Source organism: Streptomyces sp. NPDC091972 (assembly GCF_044756385.1).
Taxonomy (GTDB): domain Bacteria; phylum Actinomycetota; class Actinomycetes; order Streptomycetales; family Streptomycetaceae; genus Streptomyces.
Map to the genome: position 1 here is coordinate 265,469 of NZ_JBIVSV010000001.1, position 19,639 is coordinate 285,107.

At 71.7% G+C, this 19,639-nt stretch carries 20 protein-coding genes, 1 tRNA gene and 2 pseudogenes; 7 read left to right on the plus strand and 16 right to left on the minus strand.

All coding sequences use genetic code 11. The features are described from left to right. Nucleotide 1: 1 nt before the first annotated feature. From ACIQJT_RS01225 to ACIQJT_RS01250, 6 genes are read right to left on the minus strand one after another with little or no spacing between them, the layout of a single operon-like run. Nucleotides 2-796 carry an SAM-dependent methyltransferase gene (locus tag ACIQJT_RS01225; protein WP_402638836.1) on the minus strand — a complete coding sequence of 265 codons (795 nt, stop codon included), beginning with the start codon at nt 794-796 and terminating at the stop codon, nt 2-4. Between the two features lie 45 nt (nt 797-841). Next, nucleotides 842-1,489 carry an endonuclease gene (locus ACIQJT_RS01230; protein ID WP_365454432.1) on the minus strand — a complete coding sequence of 216 codons (648 nt, stop codon included), beginning with the start codon at nt 1,487-1,489 and terminating at the stop codon, nt 842-844. Continuing rightward, a complete protein-coding gene (locus tag ACIQJT_RS01235) occupies nt 1,486-1,818 on the minus strand; it encodes a DUF3140 domain-containing protein (RefSeq protein ID WP_365454435.1) in 333 nt (110 codons plus the stop codon). The genes ACIQJT_RS01230 and ACIQJT_RS01235 overlap by 4 nt, the downstream gene beginning before the upstream one ends. A gap of 36 nt (nt 1,819-1,854) precedes the next feature. Further along, complete coding sequence (locus ACIQJT_RS01240) at nt 1,855-2,334, minus strand: DNA starvation/stationary phase protection protein (RefSeq protein WP_365454438.1); 480 nt, start codon at nt 2,332-2,334, stop codon at nt 1,855-1,857. Then, entirely contained in the window at nt 2,331-2,588 is a 258-nt protein-coding gene (locus ACIQJT_RS01245; protein ID WP_053852095.1) for a WhiB family transcriptional regulator, read from the minus strand. The genes ACIQJT_RS01240 and ACIQJT_RS01245 overlap by 4 nt, the downstream gene beginning before the upstream one ends. Before the next feature lie 44 nt (nt 2,589-2,632). Continuing rightward, nucleotides 2,633-3,433: a lysophospholipase gene (locus ACIQJT_RS01250; RefSeq protein WP_402638840.1), complete on the minus strand. Its 801-nt coding sequence runs from the start codon at nt 3,431-3,433 to the stop codon at nt 2,633-2,635. 87 nt (nt 3,434-3,520) lie between these two features. Here ACIQJT_RS01250 and ACIQJT_RS01255 point away from each other — a divergent pair, with 87 nt between their 5' ends. Together ACIQJT_RS01255 and ACIQJT_RS01260 are read left to right on the plus strand one after the other, a co-directional pair. After that, nucleotides 3,521-4,708 carry a thiolase family protein gene (locus tag ACIQJT_RS01255; protein WP_365454447.1) on the plus strand — a complete coding sequence of 396 codons (1,188 nt, stop codon included), beginning with the start codon at nt 3,521-3,523 and terminating at the stop codon, nt 4,706-4,708. A gap of 78 nt (nt 4,709-4,786) precedes the next feature. Further along, nucleotides 4,787-5,560, plus strand: a complete 774-nt coding sequence (locus ACIQJT_RS01260) for a sulfite exporter TauE/SafE family protein (RefSeq protein ID WP_365454450.1) — start codon at nt 4,787-4,789, stop codon at nt 5,558-5,560. Here the strand turns inward: ACIQJT_RS01260 and ACIQJT_RS01265 are convergent. Then, nucleotides 5,540-5,737, minus strand: a pseudogene (locus tag ACIQJT_RS01265) (HAD hydrolase-like protein); the annotation flags it as partial. The gene ACIQJT_RS01260 and the pseudogene ACIQJT_RS01265 sit on opposite strands and share 21 nt — an antisense overlap. A gap of 78 nt (nt 5,738-5,815) precedes the next feature. Between ACIQJT_RS01265 and ACIQJT_RS01270 the strand changes: the two are divergent. Then, a complete protein-coding gene (locus tag ACIQJT_RS01270; protein ID WP_402638843.1) occupies nt 5,816-6,562 on the plus strand; it encodes a cobalt-precorrin-6A reductase in 747 nt (248 codons plus the stop codon). Here the strand turns inward: ACIQJT_RS01270 and ACIQJT_RS01275 are convergent. The 3 genes and pseudogenes from ACIQJT_RS01275 to ACIQJT_RS01285 all read right to left on the minus strand — a co-directional run. After that, nucleotides 6,552-6,971, minus strand: a pseudogene (locus ACIQJT_RS01275) (hypothetical protein); the annotation flags it as partial. The gene ACIQJT_RS01270 and the pseudogene ACIQJT_RS01275 overlap by 11 nt on opposite strands. Before the next feature lie 237 nt (nt 6,972-7,208). After that, a complete protein-coding gene (gene cobF, locus ACIQJT_RS01280; protein WP_402638845.1) occupies nt 7,209-7,982 on the minus strand; it encodes a precorrin-6A synthase (deacetylating) in 774 nt (257 codons plus the stop codon). Between the two features lie 66 nt (nt 7,983-8,048). Beyond that, nucleotides 8,049-8,567: a DUF309 domain-containing protein gene (locus ACIQJT_RS01285; protein WP_402638848.1), complete on the minus strand. Its 519-nt coding sequence runs from the start codon at nt 8,565-8,567 to the stop codon at nt 8,049-8,051. A gap of 99 nt (nt 8,568-8,666) precedes the next feature. Between ACIQJT_RS01285 and ACIQJT_RS01290 the strand changes: the two genes are divergently transcribed. From ACIQJT_RS01290 to ACIQJT_RS01300, 3 genes are all read left to right on the plus strand, one after another. Next, a tRNA-Pro gene (locus tag ACIQJT_RS01290) sits at nt 8,667-8,740 on the plus strand. Nucleotides 8,741-8,911: 171 nt separating this feature from the next. Continuing rightward, nucleotides 8,912-9,574: an NUDIX domain-containing protein gene (locus ACIQJT_RS01295; RefSeq protein WP_365454461.1), complete on the plus strand. Its 663-nt coding sequence runs from the start codon at nt 8,912-8,914 to the stop codon at nt 9,572-9,574. 87 nt (nt 9,575-9,661) lie between these two features. Further along, entirely contained in the window at nt 9,662-10,645 is a 984-nt protein-coding gene (locus ACIQJT_RS01300; RefSeq protein WP_402638850.1) for an aldo/keto reductase, read from the plus strand. Nucleotides 10,646-10,725: 80 nt separating this feature from the next. Here ACIQJT_RS01300 and ACIQJT_RS01305 read toward each other — a convergent pair whose 3' ends face one another. From ACIQJT_RS01305 to ACIQJT_RS01325, 5 genes are all read right to left on the minus strand, one after another. Beyond that, on the minus strand, nt 10,726-11,433 hold the full coding sequence (locus tag ACIQJT_RS01305; protein ID WP_402638852.1) for a TetR/AcrR family transcriptional regulator: 708 nt from the start codon (nt 11,431-11,433) through the stop codon (nt 10,726-10,728). Further along, complete coding sequence (locus ACIQJT_RS01310) at nt 11,423-12,097, minus strand: family 16 glycoside hydrolase (RefSeq protein WP_402638854.1); 675 nt, start codon at nt 12,095-12,097, stop codon at nt 11,423-11,425. Before ACIQJT_RS01310 ends, ACIQJT_RS01305 begins: the two co-directional genes overlap by 11 nt. Further along, nucleotides 12,094-13,287, minus strand: coding sequence for a non-hydrolyzing UDP-N-acetylglucosamine 2-epimerase (gene wecB, locus ACIQJT_RS01315; RefSeq protein WP_402638857.1), 1,194 nt, complete (start codon nt 13,285-13,287; stop codon nt 12,094-12,096). Before wecB ends, ACIQJT_RS01310 begins: the two co-directional genes overlap by 4 nt. An 18-nt stretch (nt 13,288-13,305) precedes the next feature. Next, nucleotides 13,306-14,589 carry a glycosyltransferase family 2 protein gene (locus tag ACIQJT_RS01320; RefSeq protein ID WP_402638859.1) on the minus strand — a complete coding sequence of 428 codons (1,284 nt, stop codon included), beginning with the start codon at nt 14,587-14,589 and terminating at the stop codon, nt 13,306-13,308. 108 nt (nt 14,590-14,697) lie between these two features. After that, entirely contained in the window at nt 14,698-16,527 is a 1,830-nt protein-coding gene (locus ACIQJT_RS01325; RefSeq protein WP_402638862.1) for a DUF2334 domain-containing protein, read from the minus strand. Between the two features lie 98 nt (nt 16,528-16,625). On the opposite strand from ACIQJT_RS01325, the gene ACIQJT_RS01330 reads away from it, so the two are divergent. After that, entirely contained in the window at nt 16,626-18,506 is a 1,881-nt protein-coding gene (locus ACIQJT_RS01330; protein WP_402638865.1) for a glycoside hydrolase family 15 protein, read from the plus strand. 19 nt (nt 18,507-18,525) lie between these two features. Here the strand turns inward: ACIQJT_RS01330 and galE are convergent, their stop codons facing one another. Beyond that, on the minus strand, nt 18,526-19,593 hold the full coding sequence (galE, locus tag ACIQJT_RS01335) for a UDP-glucose 4-epimerase GalE (protein WP_402638868.1): 1,068 nt from the start codon (nt 19,591-19,593) through the stop codon (nt 18,526-18,528). Nucleotides 19,594-19,639 lie beyond the last annotated feature (46 nt).

The window sequence follows — 19,639 nt, forward strand, 5'->3', positions numbered from 1 at the left end:
CTCAGCGCTTGACGCCGACCGCCCCGTACAGCGACACGGGATCGCCGTCCTCCCGCTCGTCCGGACGCCACCGCGACAGGGACACGATGCCGGGCTCCAGCACCTCGAGTCCCTTGAAGAACCGGCCGACCTCGTCGTGCGTGCGGGCCACCAGGGTGACTCCACTCGCCGTGTAGGCGGCGATGCCCGCCTTCACCCTCTCCGGGTCGAAGTCCGCCGTCATCGCCGACAGCACCAGGCAACTGCCCGGTGCCAGCGCGTCCACCAGCGTGTCCACGAGCTCGTGGGCGCCGTCCTCGTCGGAGACGAAGTGCAGCAGCGCGACCAGCGACAGCGCGACGGGCTGCTCGAAGTCGAGGACGGCGGAGGCGCCCTTCAGAATCCGCCGCGGTTCGCGGGCGTCTGCCTGGAGGTAGTGCGTCGCCCCCTCCGGGGTGCCGTGCAGCAGGGCCGCCGAGTGGGCCAGGACGATCGGGTCGTTGTCGACGTACACGACCCGGGCGTCCGGTACGGCGGACTGGGCGATCTGGTGCAGGTTGGGCTCGGTGGGGATGCCGGAGCCGATGTCGAGGAACTGGCGGACTCCCGCTTCCCGTACGACGACCCGGGTGGCCCGTTCCATGAACCGGCGGTTGGCGCGCGCCTGCCGGGGGGCGTCCCCCTGCGCGGTGATCCGGAGCCCGAGCTCCTCGTCCACGGGGTAGTTGTCCTTGCCGCCGAGGAACCAGTCGTACACCCGGGCCGGATGCGGCCTGCTCGTGTCGATCCCCCGCCCGGCCGAATCGGTCCCGGTCACTGGAAGGCTCCTCTGCTCGACAGGATGTGCGAGCAGTGTGCCATGTCACCCGGCGCGGCGGAGGCTGTCCTCGGCCACCTCGTCGTCGATGGCCGCCCGCACCAACGCGGCGGCCAGGACGGCCGGTTGGACGTCACCGGCGAGCTCGAGCAGTCGGTCGGGGTCCTTCGGCAGGCCCAGCCGCTCGGCGCCCGCCAGCACCTTCCCGTCCAGGCGGGGCGCCACCTCGGGCCAGACGCCCTGCACCTCGCGCAGGAAGATGTCGGCGCCGGCGGGCCCGATACCGGGGAACTCCTGGAGCAGGCGCCGCAGTTCGGTCACGTCGCCGTCCGCCTCGGCGCGCAGCCGGCGCAGGTCGCCGCCCCAGCGCTCGTTCAACAGGGCGGCACCGGCGCCGAGTTGGGTAGCCGTACGTTCGTCGTAGCGCCGGTATCCGCCGCGGCCCAGCGCGTTCACCCGCTCCCGCCGACCGGCCCGGGCCATGCCGCGGGGATCGCGCAGTTCGGCCCGGTGCAGTTCGCGGGCGGTGGCGAGCGCGACGGAGCCGCGGATGCGGGCACTGAGCAGAAGGGACAGCACCAGCAGCCGGTACAGGGGCTGCGGTGTGTCCTTCAGCGTGATGCCCGCCTCCGCGGCGTACGTCCGTCCGTGCGCGCCGACGAGTTCCCGTACGACGCGCTCCGCCCTGGTCACCGCCTGAGCGGGTCGTGCCCGACGGACATCAGCCGGTGCCTGCGGACACTGTCCTCCGCCCGGGGTTCGTCCTCCACGTCGGCGTCCGCCGTGACGGTGTCCACGACCGCGTACATCACCTCGATGTCCTCGTCGGTCAGATCCGTGCGCCGCTTCTGGAGGATCGCGAGGACGTGCTGCCCGGTCGGCTCACCCGCGTGCTCCGGCAGTGGCTCGGCGGACTCGTCGGCGTCGCTGACCCGCAGCCAGGCTGCCAGTTCCTGCGAGGTCATGTTCACCGCGCGGTGGAAGTCCTCCCACAGCGCGTCGAGTTCGAGAGCGTCGGTCATCGCATGCGCCTTTCCGTGGGTGTTCTTCCGGGACGGTCAGTCCCGCGGCCAGTTCTCGGCCTCGAACATCCAGCGCTGCTTCTCCAGCTCGGCGGTGATGCCGATCAGCAGGTCCTGCGTGACCGGGTCGGCCTTCTCGGTGGCCTCGATGCGCTCGCGCAGCCGGCCGATGGCCGCCTCCAGCGTCTCGACGATCAGCCGGACGACCTCGTCGTCCCGGATCCAGCCGCTCTTCGAGCCGGGCAGCGTGTAGGCGGCGGCGATCGTCTCGGGGCGGCCGTCCGGCGGCACGCCCAGGGCCGCGGCGCGCTCCGCCACGGTGTCGGAGAACGTGCGGGCCGTCGACACCACCTCGTCCAACTGGAGGTGGATGGAACGGAAGCGCGGGCCCACGATGTTCCAGTGCGCCTGCTTCCCGATCAGCGACAGGCCGATCAGATCCACCAGGGTGCTCTGCAGGGCCTCCCCGGCCGTCTCGCGGGCCGAGTCGGACAGGGTGCTCCTGACCACAGTCATACCGTGCTCCTCCTTCTGGCATGGTCGATGCCGCTACGGAGCAGTGCGTCGCGTTCCTGCTCGCAGGTTCCGCCCCACACGCCGGAGGTCTGCCCGCTGCCGAGCGCCAGATCGAGGCACTCCGCGGTGACCGGGCAGCGGGCGCAGACGCGCTTCGCCGCCGCTGTGTCCCGCAGCGCGGGTCCTTGCGTGCCCACGGGGAAGAACAGCTCGGGGTCCTCTCCCACACAGGCCGCTCGACGCAACCACTCCATGGGGGCGCGGGTGCCCCGGGCGTATTCGTGCAAACAGGGCGATCTCAGCGTGTGAGCACTCCGTCGATGAAGTCCGTCACATCTGCGAAGACCTCCGCCCTGTTCGTCTCGGTAAACACCTCGTGCCGGGCGCCGGAGTAGATCCGCTCGGTGCACGCCTCCCCCCTGATCTCCTCGATCCCGGCGCGGCTTCCGGCGAGCGGGACCAGCCGGTCGTCGTCGCCGTGCAGCCACAGCAGCGGGAGCGGGCCGAGCCGACCGCCCCCGGACACGGTCCTCAGGGTGCGGGCGAACGCCCCCACCGTCGGCCGCTTCATCGGCCCGTGCCAGACGAGGGGATCGGCCCGGTAGACGGCGCCCACCCGCGGGTCACGGGAGAGCGAGGCCGGGCTGACGGGGGTGTCCGGGATCTCGTCGAGGGCGAGCAGCGCCTCCGGCAGCTCCCAGGCGCCGATCACCGGCCCCGACAGCACGAGCGCGGCGAGCTCGGTGCCGTACCGCTGGGCGAAGCGGGCCGCGATCAGACCGCCCATGGAGTGCCCGACCATGACGAGCGGCACGCCGGGGTGGGCGCCCCGGGCCAGGTCCGCGACCGCGTGCACGTCCGTGACCACGTCCTCGAAGTCCTCGATCAGGACCCGCTCGCCCGCGGACCTCCCGTGCCCGGTGTGATCGGGTCCGAGGACGGCCGCGCCGTGCGCCGCGAGGACCCCGGCGAGCTCCTCGTACCGGCCGGCGTGCTCCCCGTACCCGTGCACCACGAGCGCCACGTACCGGGGGCGGTCGTGCGGCCACTCGCGCACGGTGAGAGGGCCGTGGGTTCCGGCGAGGACGTGGTCGGCCATGTCTGCTCCCGCTGCGCTATAGTCCGAAACTAGCGGTGCTAATTAAAGCTGTCCGGTTCCCCGATGACGACGGTCAGGAGTCCCCTCGTGCGCCCCGTCCACTTCGCGGCCGCCCGCCGCACCCCCATCGGCAAGCTGCGCGGCGCCCTGTCCGCCGTACGCCCCGACGACCTCGCCGCCACCGTGATCCGCGCCCTGGTCGCCGACGTGCCCGCGCTCGACCCGGCGCGCGTCGACGACGTCTACTGGGGCGCCGCCAACCAGGCGGGCGAGGACAACCGCAACGTGGCCCGCATGGCCGCGCTGCTCGCCGGACTGCCCGAGACCGTGCCCGGCGCCACGGTCAACCGGCTGTGCGCCTCCGGACTGGAGGCCGTGACCACCGCCGCCCGCACCATCGCCGCGGGCGAGGCCGACATCGTGCTCGCGGGCGGCTCCGAGTCGATGAGCCGCGCCCCCTTCGTGCTGCCGCGCCCCGACGAGGCCCTCCCGCACCGCATCGAGACCCACGACACCCGGCTCGGCTGGCGTCTGGTCAACCCGGCCATGAAGGAACTGCACGGCCTGCTGCCCATGGGCGAGACCGCCGAGGAGGTCGCCCAGCGCTACGGCATCGGGCGCGAACGCCAGGACGAGTTCGCCCTGCGCAGCCATCAACTCGCCGCCGAGGCCCGCAAGAACGGCCACTTCGACGACGAACTCCTCCCCGTCGAGCGCCCCGACGGTGTGCTCGTCGACAGCGACGAGTGCATCCGCGAGGACACGTCCTACGACAAGCTGGCCCGCCTCAAGCCCGTCTTCCGGGCCGGCGGCACGGTCACGGCGGGCAACGCCTCCCCGATGAACGACGGCGCGGCGGGACTCCTCCTCGTCAGCGAAGAGGCGCTGAACGACCTGGGGCTGGAGTCCCTCGGCCGCTACGTCGCCGGCGCCTCGGCCGGTGTCCACCCCGACGTGATGGGCATCGGCCCGGTCCCCGCCACCCGCAAGGCCCTCGCCCGCGTGGACTGGAGCATCGACGACATCGAGGAGGCCGAGTTCAACGAGGCCTTCGCCGCCCAGGCCCTCGCCTGCGTCGACGAACTCGGCATCGACCCCGATCGGGTCAACCCGACCGGCGGCGCGATCGCGCTCGGCCACCCGCTCGGCTGCTCCGGCGCCCGCATCCTCACCACCCTGCTGCACCGGATGCGGCGGACGGGCGCGGAGCGCGGGCTGGCGACGATGTGCGTGGGCGTCGGACAGGGCAGCGCGGTCCTGGTCGAACGGCACTGACGCCCGGGGCGCCAACAGGACCACTCGGCGAGACGGCACTTACCGGAGCGGTTGCCTGCATCTAGCATCGGTCTCCGCATGAACACGATGACGCTCTGGCACATCTCCGGCTGGGAGTTCGCCGCCCTCGCCGCCGCGGCCCTGCTCGTGGGCTTCTCCAAGACAGCCGTGAGCGGGGCCAACACGGTCAGCCTCGCGATCTTCGCCGCGGTGCTGCCCGCCCGCGCCTCCACCGGCGCGCTGCTGCCGATCCTGATCGCCGGGGACGTGCTCGCGGTGCTCACCTACCGGCGGCACGCCCACTGGCCCACCCTCTGGCGGCTGTTCCCGGCGGTCGCCGTCGGCGTCGTCGCCGGCACGCTGTTCCTGCAATGGGCGGACGACGGGATCGTACGGACGTCGATCGGCGCGATCCTGCTGTTCATGGCCGCGGTCACGGTCTGGCGCCGACGCACCGCCGACACCGAGGAGGAACCCGACTCGGTCGTCACCCGGACCGGCCGCGTCAAGGCCCGCTCCTACGGCGTCCTCGGCGGCTTCACCACGATGGTCGCCAACGCCGGCGGCCCGGTGATGTCGATGTACCTGCTCTCCGCGGGCTTCCGCAAGCTCGGCTTCCTCGGCACCTCGGCGTTCTTCTTCCTGATCGTCAACGTCTCCAAAGTGCCCTTCAGCGTCGGCCTCGGCCTCATCGACGGGCACTCGCTGCTGCTCGACCTGGCCCTCGTGGCGTTCGTCGTGCCCGGCGCCCTCCTCGGCAAATGGGCGGTCAACCGGATCAACCAGCGGCTCTTCGAACAGCTGGTGATTGCGGCGACGGTCGTGGGCGGTCTACAGCTCCTGCTGCGCTGACGCGGCGAGCAGCGCGGGCAGGTCCGCGAACGAATCGAGCACGTGGTCGGGCCTGCCACTGGCCGAGCGGTGCGTCTCCGGCAGGTACTTGCCGGTCCTCACCAGCACCCCGGCGAGCCCGGCATGCTGTGCGGCGTCCGACTCGATGTCGTCCACCCGCCCCTCCGCACCCACTCCCGCCAAAGGCTGTGACATCAGCCGGAGTCGCGGACCCGCCGTGTCGGCTCGCGCCCCTGACCTCGTACGCTTCCCGCCATGTCCCCGCACATCCTGATCCTCGGCGGCACCACCGAGGCCCGTGAACTGGCCGCCGCGCTCGCGGCACGGCCGGGAGTGCGCGTCACCACCTCCCTCGCCGGGCGGGTGACCCGGCCGGGAGCGGTCGCGGGGGAGGTACGGATCGGGGGGTTCGGCGGGGCGGAGGGCCTGGCCGACTGGCTGCGGCAGGAGCACGTCGACGCACTGGTCGACGCCACGCATCCCTTTGCGCGTGCCATCACCGCCCACGCGGCCCGGGCGGCCGCGGCGACCGGAGTGCCCTCCGTGGTGCTGCGCCGCCCGGGTTGGCGGCCGGGGCCGGGGGACCGCTGGCATCCCGTCGACTCCCTCGACGAGGCCGCCCGGCTGCTGCCGAGCCTCGGGCGACGGGTGTTCCTGACCACCGGCCGCATGGAGCTCGCCGCATTCGCCCACCTCACCGCACTGCACTTCGTCGTACGGTCGGTGGAGCTGCCCGAGCCGCCCATGCCCCCGCACACCGAAGTCCTGCTGGCCCGCGGCCCGTTCACGGCGGCCGACGAGTCGAGGCTCCTCCACGACCACTGCATCGACGTCCTGGTCACCAAGGACAGCGGGGGGACGGCCACCTCCGCCAAACTCACGGCCGCACGCGACCTCGCCCTGCCCGTGGTGGTCGTACGCCGACCGGCGCTCCCGGACGGGGTGACGGCGGTGCCGGACGTGGCGGGAGTCGAGAGATGGCTGGAGCTCGACCGGGCCTGACGGAGTCCCGCATGCGGTCGATCACCCGGAGCACCTCGTCACGGTTTTTGGCACGTTTGACCCAGGCGGGCAGCCGGGCGACGCAGGTCATCTTCCGGCCGTGCTCGTACCACGGTGCCCGCTCCCGCAGGGAGGCGGCCACGAACCGTCTGATCAGGTCCAGATGGGCGAGGTTGTACGCCCACAGCTCGCCGTGCCTGGTCCCGGCGCGCAACCACAGGGTGGGCGGGGCGCCCCTGGCGACCGGCCCGCACAGTCCGCACGAGCGGCAGATCACGCGGGGTCCCGGGGGCGTCCTGCGCTCGAAGCGGGCGACGCCGTCGCAGCGGGGGCAGCGCACGAGCACCGAGGCACTGAAGTGGTGGGCCGTCGCACCGGGGTCGTGGAAGCGCACGGGCGCAGGGGACATGCCCCGAGTATGGCGTCCGCCCGTCCCGCCCGGCACACGGTTTTCAGGCGGCGGCGCCGCGGGCCGATTGCGCGACCGCTGCGGCAGTCCGTGGTCGCGGTCCGCCACGAGGAGCCGCTCGGCGATCACGTCGACCGCGGCCCGCGGGTCCGTGTCCGGGCGGCCGGGATACCGCTGCCGGTGATCCATCCCTGAACGCGGGACGGTCCGACAGGGTGCCTGCCCCCGCCGCGGTGCCTACCGCTCCTTCGGCCGGCGGCGCAGCAGGTACGTGTCCATGATCCAGCCCTTGCGCTCCCGCGCCTCGGCACGCAGCCGCTCGATCCGGGGCGCGGCCTCGGCGATCGGACCGGAGGCGAGGATCTCGTCCGGCGTGCCGATGTACGCACCCCAGTAGATGTCGATGTCCTGGTCGGCGTACGCGCGGAAGGCCTGGTGGGCGTCGAGCATCACGACCACGTCGTCCACCCCGTCCGGGAACCCCTCGGCCAGGCGCCGCCCGGTGGTGATCTGGACGGGCCGCGCGACCCGGTTCAGCCCGGTGCGATGCCGGGCCACCAGCGCCGACACACTGCTGATGCCGGGCACGACGTCGTACTCGAAGGACACCGAGCCCCGCTCCAGGATCTCCTCCAGGATGCCGAGCGTGCTGTCGTACAGCGCCGGGTCCCCCCACACCAGGAACGCGCCGCTCTCCTCCTCGCCCAGCTCCTCGGCGATCAGGCGCTCGTAGATGTCGGCACGGGCACTGCGCCAGTCACCGACGGCGGGGGAGTAGGCGGAGCCGCCCGCGGCACGGTCCCGCTCCGGGTCCCGGGCCTCCACCACCCGGTACGAACCTTCCGGTACGTGCGTGTCCAGCAGGTCCCGGCGCAGTCGCGTGAGATCGCCCTTCACCTCGCCCTTGTCCAGGACGAAGAACACGTCCGTGCTCCGCAGCGCCCTGACCGCCTGGAGGGTGAGCTGCTCGGGGTCGCCCGCGCCGATACCGATGACATGAATCTTTCGCACACCCCGAGTCTGCCCCACGCCACTGACAGCGACGGCACCGCGTCCGGGTCGGGGCACCCGGGGGCCTCACCCCCGCAGCCGGGGACCGCACTCCCGCGCGTCCACCGCCGAGCCGCTCCCCTCCACGTCTCGCGCCAGCCCATGCGCCCACTCGACGAGCCCGGTCAGATCCATCCCGTACGGCCGTTCCTGCCCGCTGCCCGACGCGGACCACTCCTCCACCGCCCCGGCACCCCGGCGCAGCAGTCTGGCGCCGCCCGTGACGTTGCCGCGGGCCGCGTGGGTCAGGCCGACCGCGAGCTGGGCGAGGCCCCGCCACAGGGCCCGTTCCCCGTCGGGACCGGACTTCCAGGCGTCCTCGAAGACCTCGTGCGCATGGAACGGTCGCCCCGCGTCCAGCAGTTCCTGCGCCTCGGCCACGGTCTCCCGCGGGGTGCGGACCACGCCCTCCGGCTGCCGGGCGACGCCGTCCGCGCCGTACGGAAGCGGCCGGCCGAGCCCGTCCCGAGGCCGGGCGTTGCGTGCCCGCCCCTCGCCGTCCCGGTCCCGCGCGCCCGTCTGCCGTCCTGAGGATGTACTGGCCATACGTCGATTGTCCCGCGCCCGGTGCCGGCTTCGGTCCGGGCCCCGACGTGGGGTAAAGTTCTGTACGCGCGTTCCCGCGGTCACCGCGGGGCAGCGCACCGGGACGTGGCGCAGCTTGGTAGCGCACTTGACTGGGGGTCAAGGGGTCGCAGGTTCAAATCCTGTCGTCCCGACGGTGCGAAGGGTCTTCACAGGCGAGAGCCTGGAGGGCCCTTTCCGCGTTCCGTCCGAAGGGGTGCCGTGCGCGACTCCGGCCCGCCCGGAATGGTAGAAGCGGTCATGACCAACTCGCACCAAGACCGCTTCCACCGCTCCTCCCGCTCCTCCCGGACGCCGGGTGCCCGATGACCGAGGGCGCCGACATCCCCGACCGCCGCGGCCGCACCGGACTCGACCGCACCGGCCTGGACCTGACCGGCAACCCGCGTGTCAGGGTCCGGGAGGTGAAACTGCTGTCCAGCCACTGGTACGTCGAGCGGGCCACCACCTTCGACCTCCAGCGCGCCGACGGCACCTGGAGCACCCAGCAGCGCGAGACCCACGACCGCGGCAACGGCGCGACCATCCTGCTGTACGACACGGAACGCGAAACCGTCCTGCTCACCCGCCAGTTCCGCTTCCCGGTGTACGTCAACGGACACCCCGACGGACTGCTGATCGAGACCCCCGGCGGTCTGCTCGACGACGAGGACGAGCACCCCGAGATCGCGGTCCGGCGCGAGGTCGTCGAGGAGACCGGGCACACCATCGGCGAGGTGCAGCACGTCTTCGACGTCTACATGAGCCCCGGCTCGGTCACCGAACGCGTCAGCTTCTACGCCGCCGAGTACACCGCGTCGACCCGTACCCACGAGGGAGGCGGTCTCGACGAGGAGGGCGAGGACATCGAGATCCTCGAACTGCCCTTCCGCAGGGCCCTGGAGATGATCCGTACCGGGGAGATCGCCGACGCCAAGACCATCATGCTGCTCCAGTGGGCGGCGCTGGAGGGCCCGTTCGCCAAGTGAGCGTGAGAGTCCTTGACTTGAAGTGCGCTCCAGCATGAAGACTCCCGTGTGCACCCGTCCTCGGGGCACACACGGGAGGAGACCAGCATGCGATACCGCACCATCGGCACCGACCCGGCGACCCGCCGCGAGGTCAGCGTCCTCGCGCTCGGCGCGATGCTGTTCGGCTCACGGACCGACGAGGAGACCGCCTTCGCCGTACTCGACCGTTATGTCGAGGCCGGTGGCAACTTCATCGACACGTCCGACAACTACGCCTTCTGGGAGGACGGCGGCCAGGGCGGCCAGAGCGAGGAACTGCTCGGCCGGTGGCGGCGCAGCCGCGGCATCGGTGACGAGATCGTCATCGCCACCAAGCTCGGCGCCCGCCCCCTGGCCCCCGGCACCAGTTACGTCGACAACGCGGAGGGCCTGTCGGCCAAGGTGATCCGGGAGTCGGCGGAACGCAGCCGGGAACGCCTCGGCGTGGCCAGGCTGGACCTCCTCTACGCGCACATAGAGGACCACAGGGTCCCGCTCCGGGAGACGGTGGAGGGCTTCGCCGAACTGGTCGCCGAGGGCACGGTGGGGCTGCTGGGCGTGAGCAACCACGCGGTGTGGCGGGTCGAGCGGGCCCGTGCCCTGGCTGCGGCGGCCGGCCTGCCCGCGTACGAGGTCCTCCAGTACGCCCACAGTCATCTGCGCCCCCGCACCGACGTCCCGGAACCCCTCTTCCCCGACGGCAGCCCCGGCCACGCGGGCCCGGACCTGCTGAGCTACCTGCGCGCGGAGCCCGCCCTGACCCTGGTCGCGTACTCGCCCCTCCTGAAGGGCGCCTACGCGCATCCGGACCGCCTCCCCGCCGACTTCGACCACCCGGGCACGCCGTCCCGCCTGAAGGCCCTGACCGAGGTGGCGAAGGAGACGGGCGCCACCGTCAACCAGGTGGTCCTGTCCTGGCAGATCGGCTCGGACCTCCCGATCGTCCCGCTCGCGGGCGTCTCGTCCCTGGCGCAGCTGGAGGAGAATTTGGAGGCGGTGGACCTTGAGCTGACGGGGGAGCAGCGGGCACGGTTGGACGGCGCGCACTGACCCCGTCCCTCAGCCTCTGGTGTCCCTTCGGGCCCTGCCGTCCCTCCAGTCCCCGCGGTCCCTTCGGCCCCTGCCGACGATCAGTCCTTGCCGGCGAACCGGTCGAGCAGGGCGTCCAGCCCCGCCGCCAGCCCCTCCGGCCCCCCGCGCTCGGCGAGCGCGGGGGCGATCTCCCGGAGAACGGGCAGCTCCTGCGGCGGCATCCGGTGCAGCCCCAGACGGAACGCCGGCTCCGACTCGTCGGGGTTGTCGACCATCGGACGGAGTTCGACGGACACGTAGCCGAGCAGCCAGGCCGTCAAGGTCTGGAAGACGGCGACGACACGATCGTCGTCGAGCCCGCTGTCCCTGAGCAGCGCGAGCACCCGCTCGTGGTCCCTCAGAACCGCGAGCGGCCGACGGGCCAGCGGCACCGCGAGCATGCGGGTGGCGAGGAGCGGGACGGCCCGGGGGTGGGCGAGACAGGTGTCGTACGTCGCCCGCGCGACGCGATGGAGTCCCTCGCGCCAGTCACCGCCGCCGGGCTCGGCCTCCAGTCGTTCCTCCAGTTGGAGGTAAAGAGCCTCGACCAGGCCGTCCAGCAGCTCCTCCTTGCTGGCCGCGTACCGGTACAGCGCCATCGCCTCGACGCCGAGCTCGGCGCCCAGGCGACGCATGCTCAACGCGGAGAGACCTTCGAGGTCGACCAGCTCCAGGGCGGCCGACAGCACCCGCTCCCGGCTGAGCCTGCCGTGCCGTCCGCGGTCGCTCGCGCGTCGGGCCGGGGCTGCCCCCGAGTCATTCGCCACTCCCTGCCTCCTCGATGACGATGTCCTTGAACTCGGCGACGGCGTCCTCCGTGTAGAGGCCGACGGAACCGTTCGTGTACGGACCGTGACGGTCGGTGTACGTGGTCAACGGCTCGGAGTCCACCTCGATGGTCATCGTGGGGCCCGCCTGGCGCACCTCGATCCGGTGCCAGGAGCCGACCGGGTGGGGGGTGCCGTCCCCGGTGGCGAGGAAGCACTGCGTCTCGGCGCACTCGGGGGCCACCTTGCCCAACTCCCAGCCGTTGGTCTTGAGGGTGAAGTAGTAGAAGTGCGAGTCGTCGCGGTAGTGCCACACCGCCCAGGCGGTCTCCCAGGGGTTCGGCTCGGACCGGCGCACCTGAGCCCGGGTGCGCATGGTCAAGCGGTACGTGAAGTCGTTGTACGAAGCTGTCGAGAGGACCAGAGCGGCGTGCGTCTCGTCCTCGCGTCGGGCCGGGCGCGGAGTGAGAACCACGCTGTCCCCCCGTGCCGTGACGGAACCGGCGCCGTTGTACTGGGTTCGCCAGCGGCCGTGCACACTGCCCTCCGACCACTCCACCTCGCGTACCCGCTCCACCGGACGGGCTTCGCACGAGAGCAGGAGGGCGGCGAGGACGAGCAGGACGGTCGTACGCTCCACCAGTCGTGTTCGTCCGGTCCTCACGCGGCGACGATCCTCGGGGCCGGCGTCCGATTCATGTCCAGTCCGAAGTCACCGGCCAGGCGCTGGAGAATCCGGGCGGACGCGTGACCGTCACCGAACGGATTGCTCGCTTCCGCCATGCGGTCGTACTGCTTGCGGTCGTCCAGCAGGGACGTGACCGCGGCCTGGACCGCACGAGGGTCCGTCCCGATGAGTCTCGCGGCCCCGGCGCGGACCACCTCCGGACGTTCGGTCGTGTTGCGCAGGACCAGAACCGGTTTGTCGAAGCTCGGCGCCTCTTCCTGAACGCCTCCGGAGTCGGTGAGCACGAGCTCGCAGTCGTCGAGGGTCGAGATGAAGTCGAAGTAGTCCAACGGCTCCGTCAGCGTGATCCGTGGACATCCGGAGAGGACCGGCAGGAGGACGTCGCGGACGGCCGGGCTCTTGTGGACGGGCACCAGGAGTTCGACGTCCCGGCGCTCGGCCAGTCGCAGCAGTGCGGAAGCGAGGGCGCGCATCCTGCCGCCCTGGTTCTCCCGCCGGTGCAGGGTCACGATCACCCCTCGGCCGCGGGTGCGGAAGGCCGATCTGCCCGTACCGCGTTCACGGGCCCAGAGCAAGTTGTCGATGACCGTGTTCCCGGTGACGACGACCTGTTCGGCGGGAACGGCTTCCGCCGCCAGAGCCGCGGCGGCCCCCGGTGTCGGTGCGAAGTGCCAGCGTGTCATCCGGGTCACCAGCCGCCGGTTCAGCTCCTCGGGGAACGGGTCGTCGATCACGCCGCTGCGCAGTCCCGCCTCCACATGGGCCACCGGGATGTGCTCGTAGAACGCCGCCAGGGCACCGCACAGCGTGCTGCTCGTGTCACCCTGCACCACGAGGAGATCCGGTCGTGCCGCACGCAGGACATCGCCCAGGCCGCCCACCAGGCGGGCGGTGAGAGAGGACAACTGCTGGCAATGACGCATCACGGAGAGGTCATGGGTCGCCGTGAGCCGCAGTCGCCCGAGCAGCGCCTCCAGCATCTCCCGGTGCTGCCCCGTGTTGACGAGCACGGGTGAGAACAGCGAAGACGACTGCATGGCCCGGAAGACCGGGGCGAGTTTGACGGCCTCGGGCCTGGTGCCGAGAACGATCACCACGTTCAGCGCACGGCCCGGGGCCGTGTCACGGCGGGTGACCTCGGAGGACGGGGAGTCGGTGGGGAACACGTGATCACCATCGAGACGCTAGCTGGAGGGTTCGGGAAGACGCCGGCTTTTCGACCAGGTCCTGCGGCGTGACAACTGCCGCCATACGGCCAGCCATCCGACGGGCAGCCAGTGGTAGCAGTAGAAGCTGTACAGGAACGCGTAGGTCACGCCCTTGAGGAGGCCGGTCCGCGTGTCGGCCCTCATGTACGCGTACGCGCACACAGGTGCCACGCCGAACGAGACGAGGAACCAGAGGATCAGGACCGTGCCGTGGTTCGCGGTCAGCGGTGCCAGCACGTTCGCCGCCCCGTCGTTGCGCAGGGCGCTGAACGCGATCGCGTAGAAGGCGACCACCGAGAAGGTCGTCAGCAGGATCAGCAGCGGCAGCGTCAGGGTGATGAGCAGGTTCGCGGCGGTGGCCGCGGTGAGCTGCGCTCGCAGAATGCCGGGGATCTCCCGACCGCACTGGAGGTGCCCCTGGAACCACCGGGTGCGCTGACGCAGGAAGGGGCGTATTCGGGTCAGTGCTTGCTGGGAGACACAGGTGCGGGCGGTGAAGCGGGTCCGCCATCCCCGGCAGACCATGCGGACACCGAGGTCCAGGTCCTCGGTGAGACAGCGGCTCCATGGCGACTCGCCCAGGTCGTCGAGAGCGGAAAGCCGGGTGAACTGGCCGTTGCCGCCCAGGCCGGCACTGCCGATCCGGCTCCTCGCACGCTGGAAGATCTCGGTGAAGACGACGAACTCCATGTCCTGCAACCGGGCCAGAAGTCCGGACGCCGCGTTGTGGATCCGCACGGCGATCTGCACGCCACCGACCCGTGCGTCCCGGAACAGGGGAGCCACCGTCGACAACGCGTCCGGCGCCACCCGGCCGTCGGCGTCGAGCACGACGAGGATGATCCGGTCCCGGGTGTACCCGTGTATCCGCCATGCCCGCGCCAGTTCGCCGCCGATGTGGCGGTAGGCCGTGTTGAGTGCCTCGCCCTTGCCCTGACGAGCCAGTGGCGCACGTCGGCGCAGCAGCATGACGCGCGGATCGGGGTGACGCTCGACGATCTCCGCCGTCCGGTCGTGCGAATCGTCGTCCACGACGAGGGCCATCCACTGCCGGTCGGGCAGGGCCGACAGCCGGTCCAGGCTCGCGCGGATCACGAGTTCCTCGTCGAGACACGGCAGCACGAAGACGAAGAGGAAGCGCGACGCCTCGTCGGAGACCGGATCTTCTGGCTCGCGCCCGCCCTCCGTCCGGCCGAAGGCGAACATGCCCAGGACGTAGAGCAGAAAGCCGAGCAGGACGGCCGACGCCATCGGAATCATGTCTGTCGTGCCTCTCCGGCCGGTAGGTGCAGAACCACCGGGTGCGCTCGGGACCGCGCCCCGAGCGGCGTGGAGCCGTGCCGCCCGGGCAGCGTCACACGCGTGACCTCACGGGGCGTCATGGGACATCACCTCGTGGGGGCGGACGAACTCGTAACCGAGAGCGCGCAGGCCCCGCACGATCTCCCGGACCTTTCCGGTCCCCAGCGGCGGGTGGTAGAAGAAGCTCGCCACGCCGTCACGGACGACCAGGGCGCGCCGGGCCTCGTCGATGATGTCCGCCGGGCCGCGCTCGGCACGCCGGTCGGGGCCGGGCGCGTCGACATTGCCGAGGTTCTCCGGGACGACCGCCGTTCCGTAGGTGTCCCGGACGCCGTAGGGATAGACCTGGTCGACTCGTCTGTGCGGGTCGGGTGGTGACGCGTCGGCGTACGTCATCGTCTCGTCGTAGCGGTAGCCGAAGCGCAGCGCGACCGCCTCGTAGTCGTCGGGGCCCGCCGCGTAATGGGGGAACTCGAAGACCTGCGGTCGGGGAAGGCCCGCGGCCTCGAACTCGGCCAGGCCTCGGTCGAGACGTTGCAGGGTGCGGGCACGGGAGTGGCCCGGCACGAGCCCGTCGAGGACGACGCGGTGCGCGGAGTCCTGGTGTGCGACGAAGAACTCGTAGTCCTCGCCGGTGACACCGCTGTACGGGTTGTCCTTCTGGCCGAGTTGATGCGTCACGCCGTGCATCACCATGGTGCCGCCGTGGCTGGTCATGTAGCGCAGGGCCTTGACCACTTCGGGCCGGTCCCGGAGACCGAAGGTGGTCGGTGCGCCGTCGTGACTCCTGCCGCGCGGGTCCGTGTACACGGGGATGACGCCGAAACTGAAAGGCACCCGAGCCTGGTGGAGGCAGGTCGCCACGGCCATGAGCCGGTCCGGGTCGGCGTCGGGGGAGATGTCCTCCAGCCGCAGCAGGGCGCGGTGGCGTTCCGGTGTTCCGGGGGCGAGCACGTCGAACAGCACGTCGCCGAAGGCCAGGTAGCGGTCGGTCGCCGTCGTGTAGTCGAGGGGGCTCTCGGCGACGTACCAGAGGTTCGAGGCGTGTACCAGCCAGGGAAAGGCGCCGCCGTCCGGGCGTTGTCCGTGAGCCAGCACCTTCGCCACGGCCGGATCGGTGATCCGCACCCGCCTGACGCCCTCGCCCTGGGCCTGACGGGTCAGTGTGACGCCCCGGTACACGACGCTGTCGATGCCTCCCACATCGGGCCCCGACGCCGCGAAGGCGTACCGCGACCGCCAGACCGCGGGGTCACGGCGGGCCAGCTGCTCCACGTTCTCGTCGACCCAGAGGACCGGCACCCGGGCCCGCAGCACGTCGTCCAGGAAGGCGGGCGGAAGCACGGCGGACGGCGCCGACCCCAGGTACACGACGGCGCGGTACCCGCGTGCTTCCCGTGCCCTGTACGTGGACACGCCCTGGAGGGTCCAGGGGCCGAAGTGCGAGACGAGGACGGCGGTCTGACGGGCGGCCAGCTCGCCCGACCAGTCGTGTCCGCCGTCGTCGAAGAGGATCAGCGTGCGTCCCGCGTCACGCCGGGCCGTCGGTGCCGCCTGCCCGGAGAGGGTCCCTGCCGCGCCCGACGTGGGAGGGGTGCTGACCGCGGAGAAGCCGGGGGCCGGTCGGGTGTGCCGCCCTCCCGCCGCTCGGGCGGGCGCGGTGGACGCGCAGGTGGGGCTGTCGCCGGCGAGTCCGGGAGCGACCACGCGGGGCCAGGCCGCCACGGCCGCTCCCAGCACGATCACCAGTCCCACGGCCACCAGACCCCGTACGCCCCGGGTGAGGCCGGTGAACCACCGGTGGGCGCGGTGGCCGCCGAAAGCCGCTATGAGAATCCCGAGGATCAGCGGATAGGCGATGAGCGCGACGGCACCGAGGGTGATGATGCTCGTCATGCCCGAGGCTGTGCCGGTCATCAAATCCTCCGGAACCGTAAATATACGACGTACACATACATACGCTCTTTCCGGGTACTTATCAATAGAAGTCCGGTTTGCGTGCCGTTCCGGCGAGTGCGGCACGGCCCGGACCGCCATATCCTGGAACGGCGGCGAAGCGCACGACGGCGTGGTCCGGAATCATGAGTACGCCCATCGAGGATTACGCCCTCATCAGCGACCTGGAGACCGCCGCCATGGTCGGTCGGAACGGGTCCATAGACTGGCTGTGCCTGCCCCGCTTCGACTCGCCGGCCTGTCTGGCCGCGCTGCTCGGCACGGCGGACAACGGATTCTGGCGGGTGGCCCCGGCCGCGGGCCGCTCCACCACGCGCCGCGCCTACCGCCGGGACACTCTGGTCCTGGAGACCCGGTGGGACGGGCGGGACGGCGCGGTGCGCGTCACCGACTTCATGCCGCCCCGGACCGAACTGCCCTGCCTGGTCCGGTTGGTCGAAGGGCTCGCAGGAGCCGTCGACATGCGCAGCGAACTGCGGCTGCGCTTCCACCAGGGCCGTGTGGTGCCCTGGATCAGGGCCGTCGGACCCGGCACCGTCGCGGTCGCCGGTCCCGACGCCGTGTGGCTCCACGCCGACGGACTCGTACGGGCACCCGGCCGGCAGGACTCCACCGTGCTCGACTTCACCGTGCACGCCGGCCGGCGACTGGCCCTGACGCTGGTCTGGGCGCCCTCGCACCTGCCCGGCCCGCCGGCGCCGCTGGCCGTACCCGCGGAGACGGCTCTGAAGGAGACCTGCGACTTCTGGCGGTGCTGGGCCGGACGCTGCCGTTACCGGGGTCCGTGGCGTGACGCGGTGCTGCGCTCCCTCATCACCCTCAAGGCGCTCACCTACACGCCCACGGGCGGCATCGTCGCGGCCGCGACGACCTCGCTGCCCGGCTGCATCGGAGGGGAACGCAACTGGGACCACCGGTACTGCTGGCTGCGGGACTCCACTCTCGCCCTGTCCTGTCTGCTGCGCAGCGGTTACCGGGAGGAGGCCACGGCGTGGCTGGACTGGTTGGTGCGGGCCGTCGCGGGCGATCCCGCGGACCTCCAGACCGTGTACGGCGTCGGCGGACAGCGGCTGCTGCCCGAGACGGAGGCGCCCTGGCTGTCGGGCTACGCGGGTTCACGTCCGGTGCGGTTCGGGAACTCCACGGCGGGCCAGTTCCAGCTGGACGTCTACGGCGAGGTCCTCGACACGCTCTGGCTGTCCCTGCGGACGGGGATACCCATACCTCCCCATGTGTGGAACCTCGTCGAGGCGCTCATGGACCACCTCCACCGGCACTGGCGCGAGCCGGACCACGGACTGTGGCAGGTGCCCGGCCCGGGCCGGCGGTTCGTGCACTCCAAGGTCATGGCGTGGGTGGCCGCCGACCGGGCGCTGCGCATGGGGGAGATGCTGGGCAGAAGAGCCGCCTCGACCCGGTGGCGGGCGATGCGCGACGAGGTGCACCGAGAGGTCTGCCGGCAAGGATGGGATCCACGGCAGCGATCCTTCGTGCAGTCCTACGGATCGTCGGCGCTCGACGCGTCGGCCCTGCTGATCCCACGGCTCGGCTTCCTGCCCGCCACGGACGGCCGGGTGCGGGACACCGTGCGGGCGATGAGGCGACTGGAGCACGGGGGATTCCTGCGGCGGTACGGCTACGGCCGGCCCGGAGAAGGCGGGCAGGACCTGGACGGCCTGGGCGGAACCGAGGGCACCTTCGTCGCGTGCTCCCTCTGGTACGCGGACGCCCTCGCCGCCACCGGGGAGCCGGAACGTGCCCGGGAGTTGTTCGAGCGCGTTCTCGCCGTGCGCAACGACGTCGGCCTGCTCGCCGAGCAGTGGGACCCGGAGGCGGGGCGCCAACTGGGGAACGCTCCGCAGGCGTCGAGCCACATCGCCCTGGTCGAGACGGCCTTCGCGCTGACACCCGCACCCTGATCCGGGGCCGGCGGTGTCGTCAGTCGTGCGAATCCGGCCGGCGGGCGGACTCCGCGTAGCCGTGCGGGTTGAGCTGCCTGAAGTGCCAGGCGTCCCGGCACATGTCGACGAGGGTCCTGGTGGCGCGCCAGCCCCAGTCGCGGGCCACTGCGCTCGGGTCCGCGACGAGTTCGGGCACTTCGTGCGGACGGCGTGGCGCGAAGTCGTAGGGCAGGGGGCTGCCACAGGTCCGTGAGAACACGGCGATCGTCTCCAGGGTCGAACTCCCCCTGCCCGTACCGAGGTTGTACACCCTCATGCCGGGCCGGCCGGTGAGGTGGTCGAGCGCGATGCGGTGTGCCTCGGCCGTGTCCATGACGTGGAGGTAGTCGCGCACCGATGTTCCGTCCGGGGTGGGGTGGTCGGCACCGAAGACCCGCAACCGGTCCGGCCGGCCCCCCGCCGCCTTGGCCAGCGCCTGCACGAGGCTGTCGGGAGCGGCGTCCGGGTCCTCGCCCAGCAGCCCGCTGGGGTGGGCCCCGGCCGGAGTGGCGTGGCGCAGGCACAGGACCGTGAAGTCGTCCCGGTACCGGCAGACGTCGGCGAGGATCTGCTCACAGAGCCACTTGGACCTCGCGTACAGGCTGACCGGGCGGGCCGGGGTGGCCTCGTCCAGCGGCCGGGGGCCGGCATCGCCGTAGACCGCGTAGGTGGAGGCGTAGACGAGGCGGCGCACGTCGTGTTCCTGCATGGTGTGCAGCAGCGCGGTCGTGCCGCCCACGTTGACGTCGTAGTACGGGACGGGCATCCGGGCCGACGCGCCCCCGGCGTTGTGCGCGGCGAAGTGCACGACGGCGTCCACGGAGTGTCGGTCGAAGACCGCCGAGAGGGCGTGCCGGTCGCGGATGTCCAGTTCGTACACGGCGCCGACGAAACGGCCGGCGATGCGTTCCACGCGGGTGAGGACCTGCGGGGTGCTGCGGGAGTAGTCGTCGACCACGACGACCTCGTAGCCGTGGTCGAGGAACTCCACACAGGCGTGGCTGCCGAGGAATCCCGCCCCGCCGGTGACGAGGACGGTGGCCGGAACAGACTCGCTGCGTGCCATGTCACCAGAACGCTCTCACGCGGACGTCTACGCCATATGTTTACGG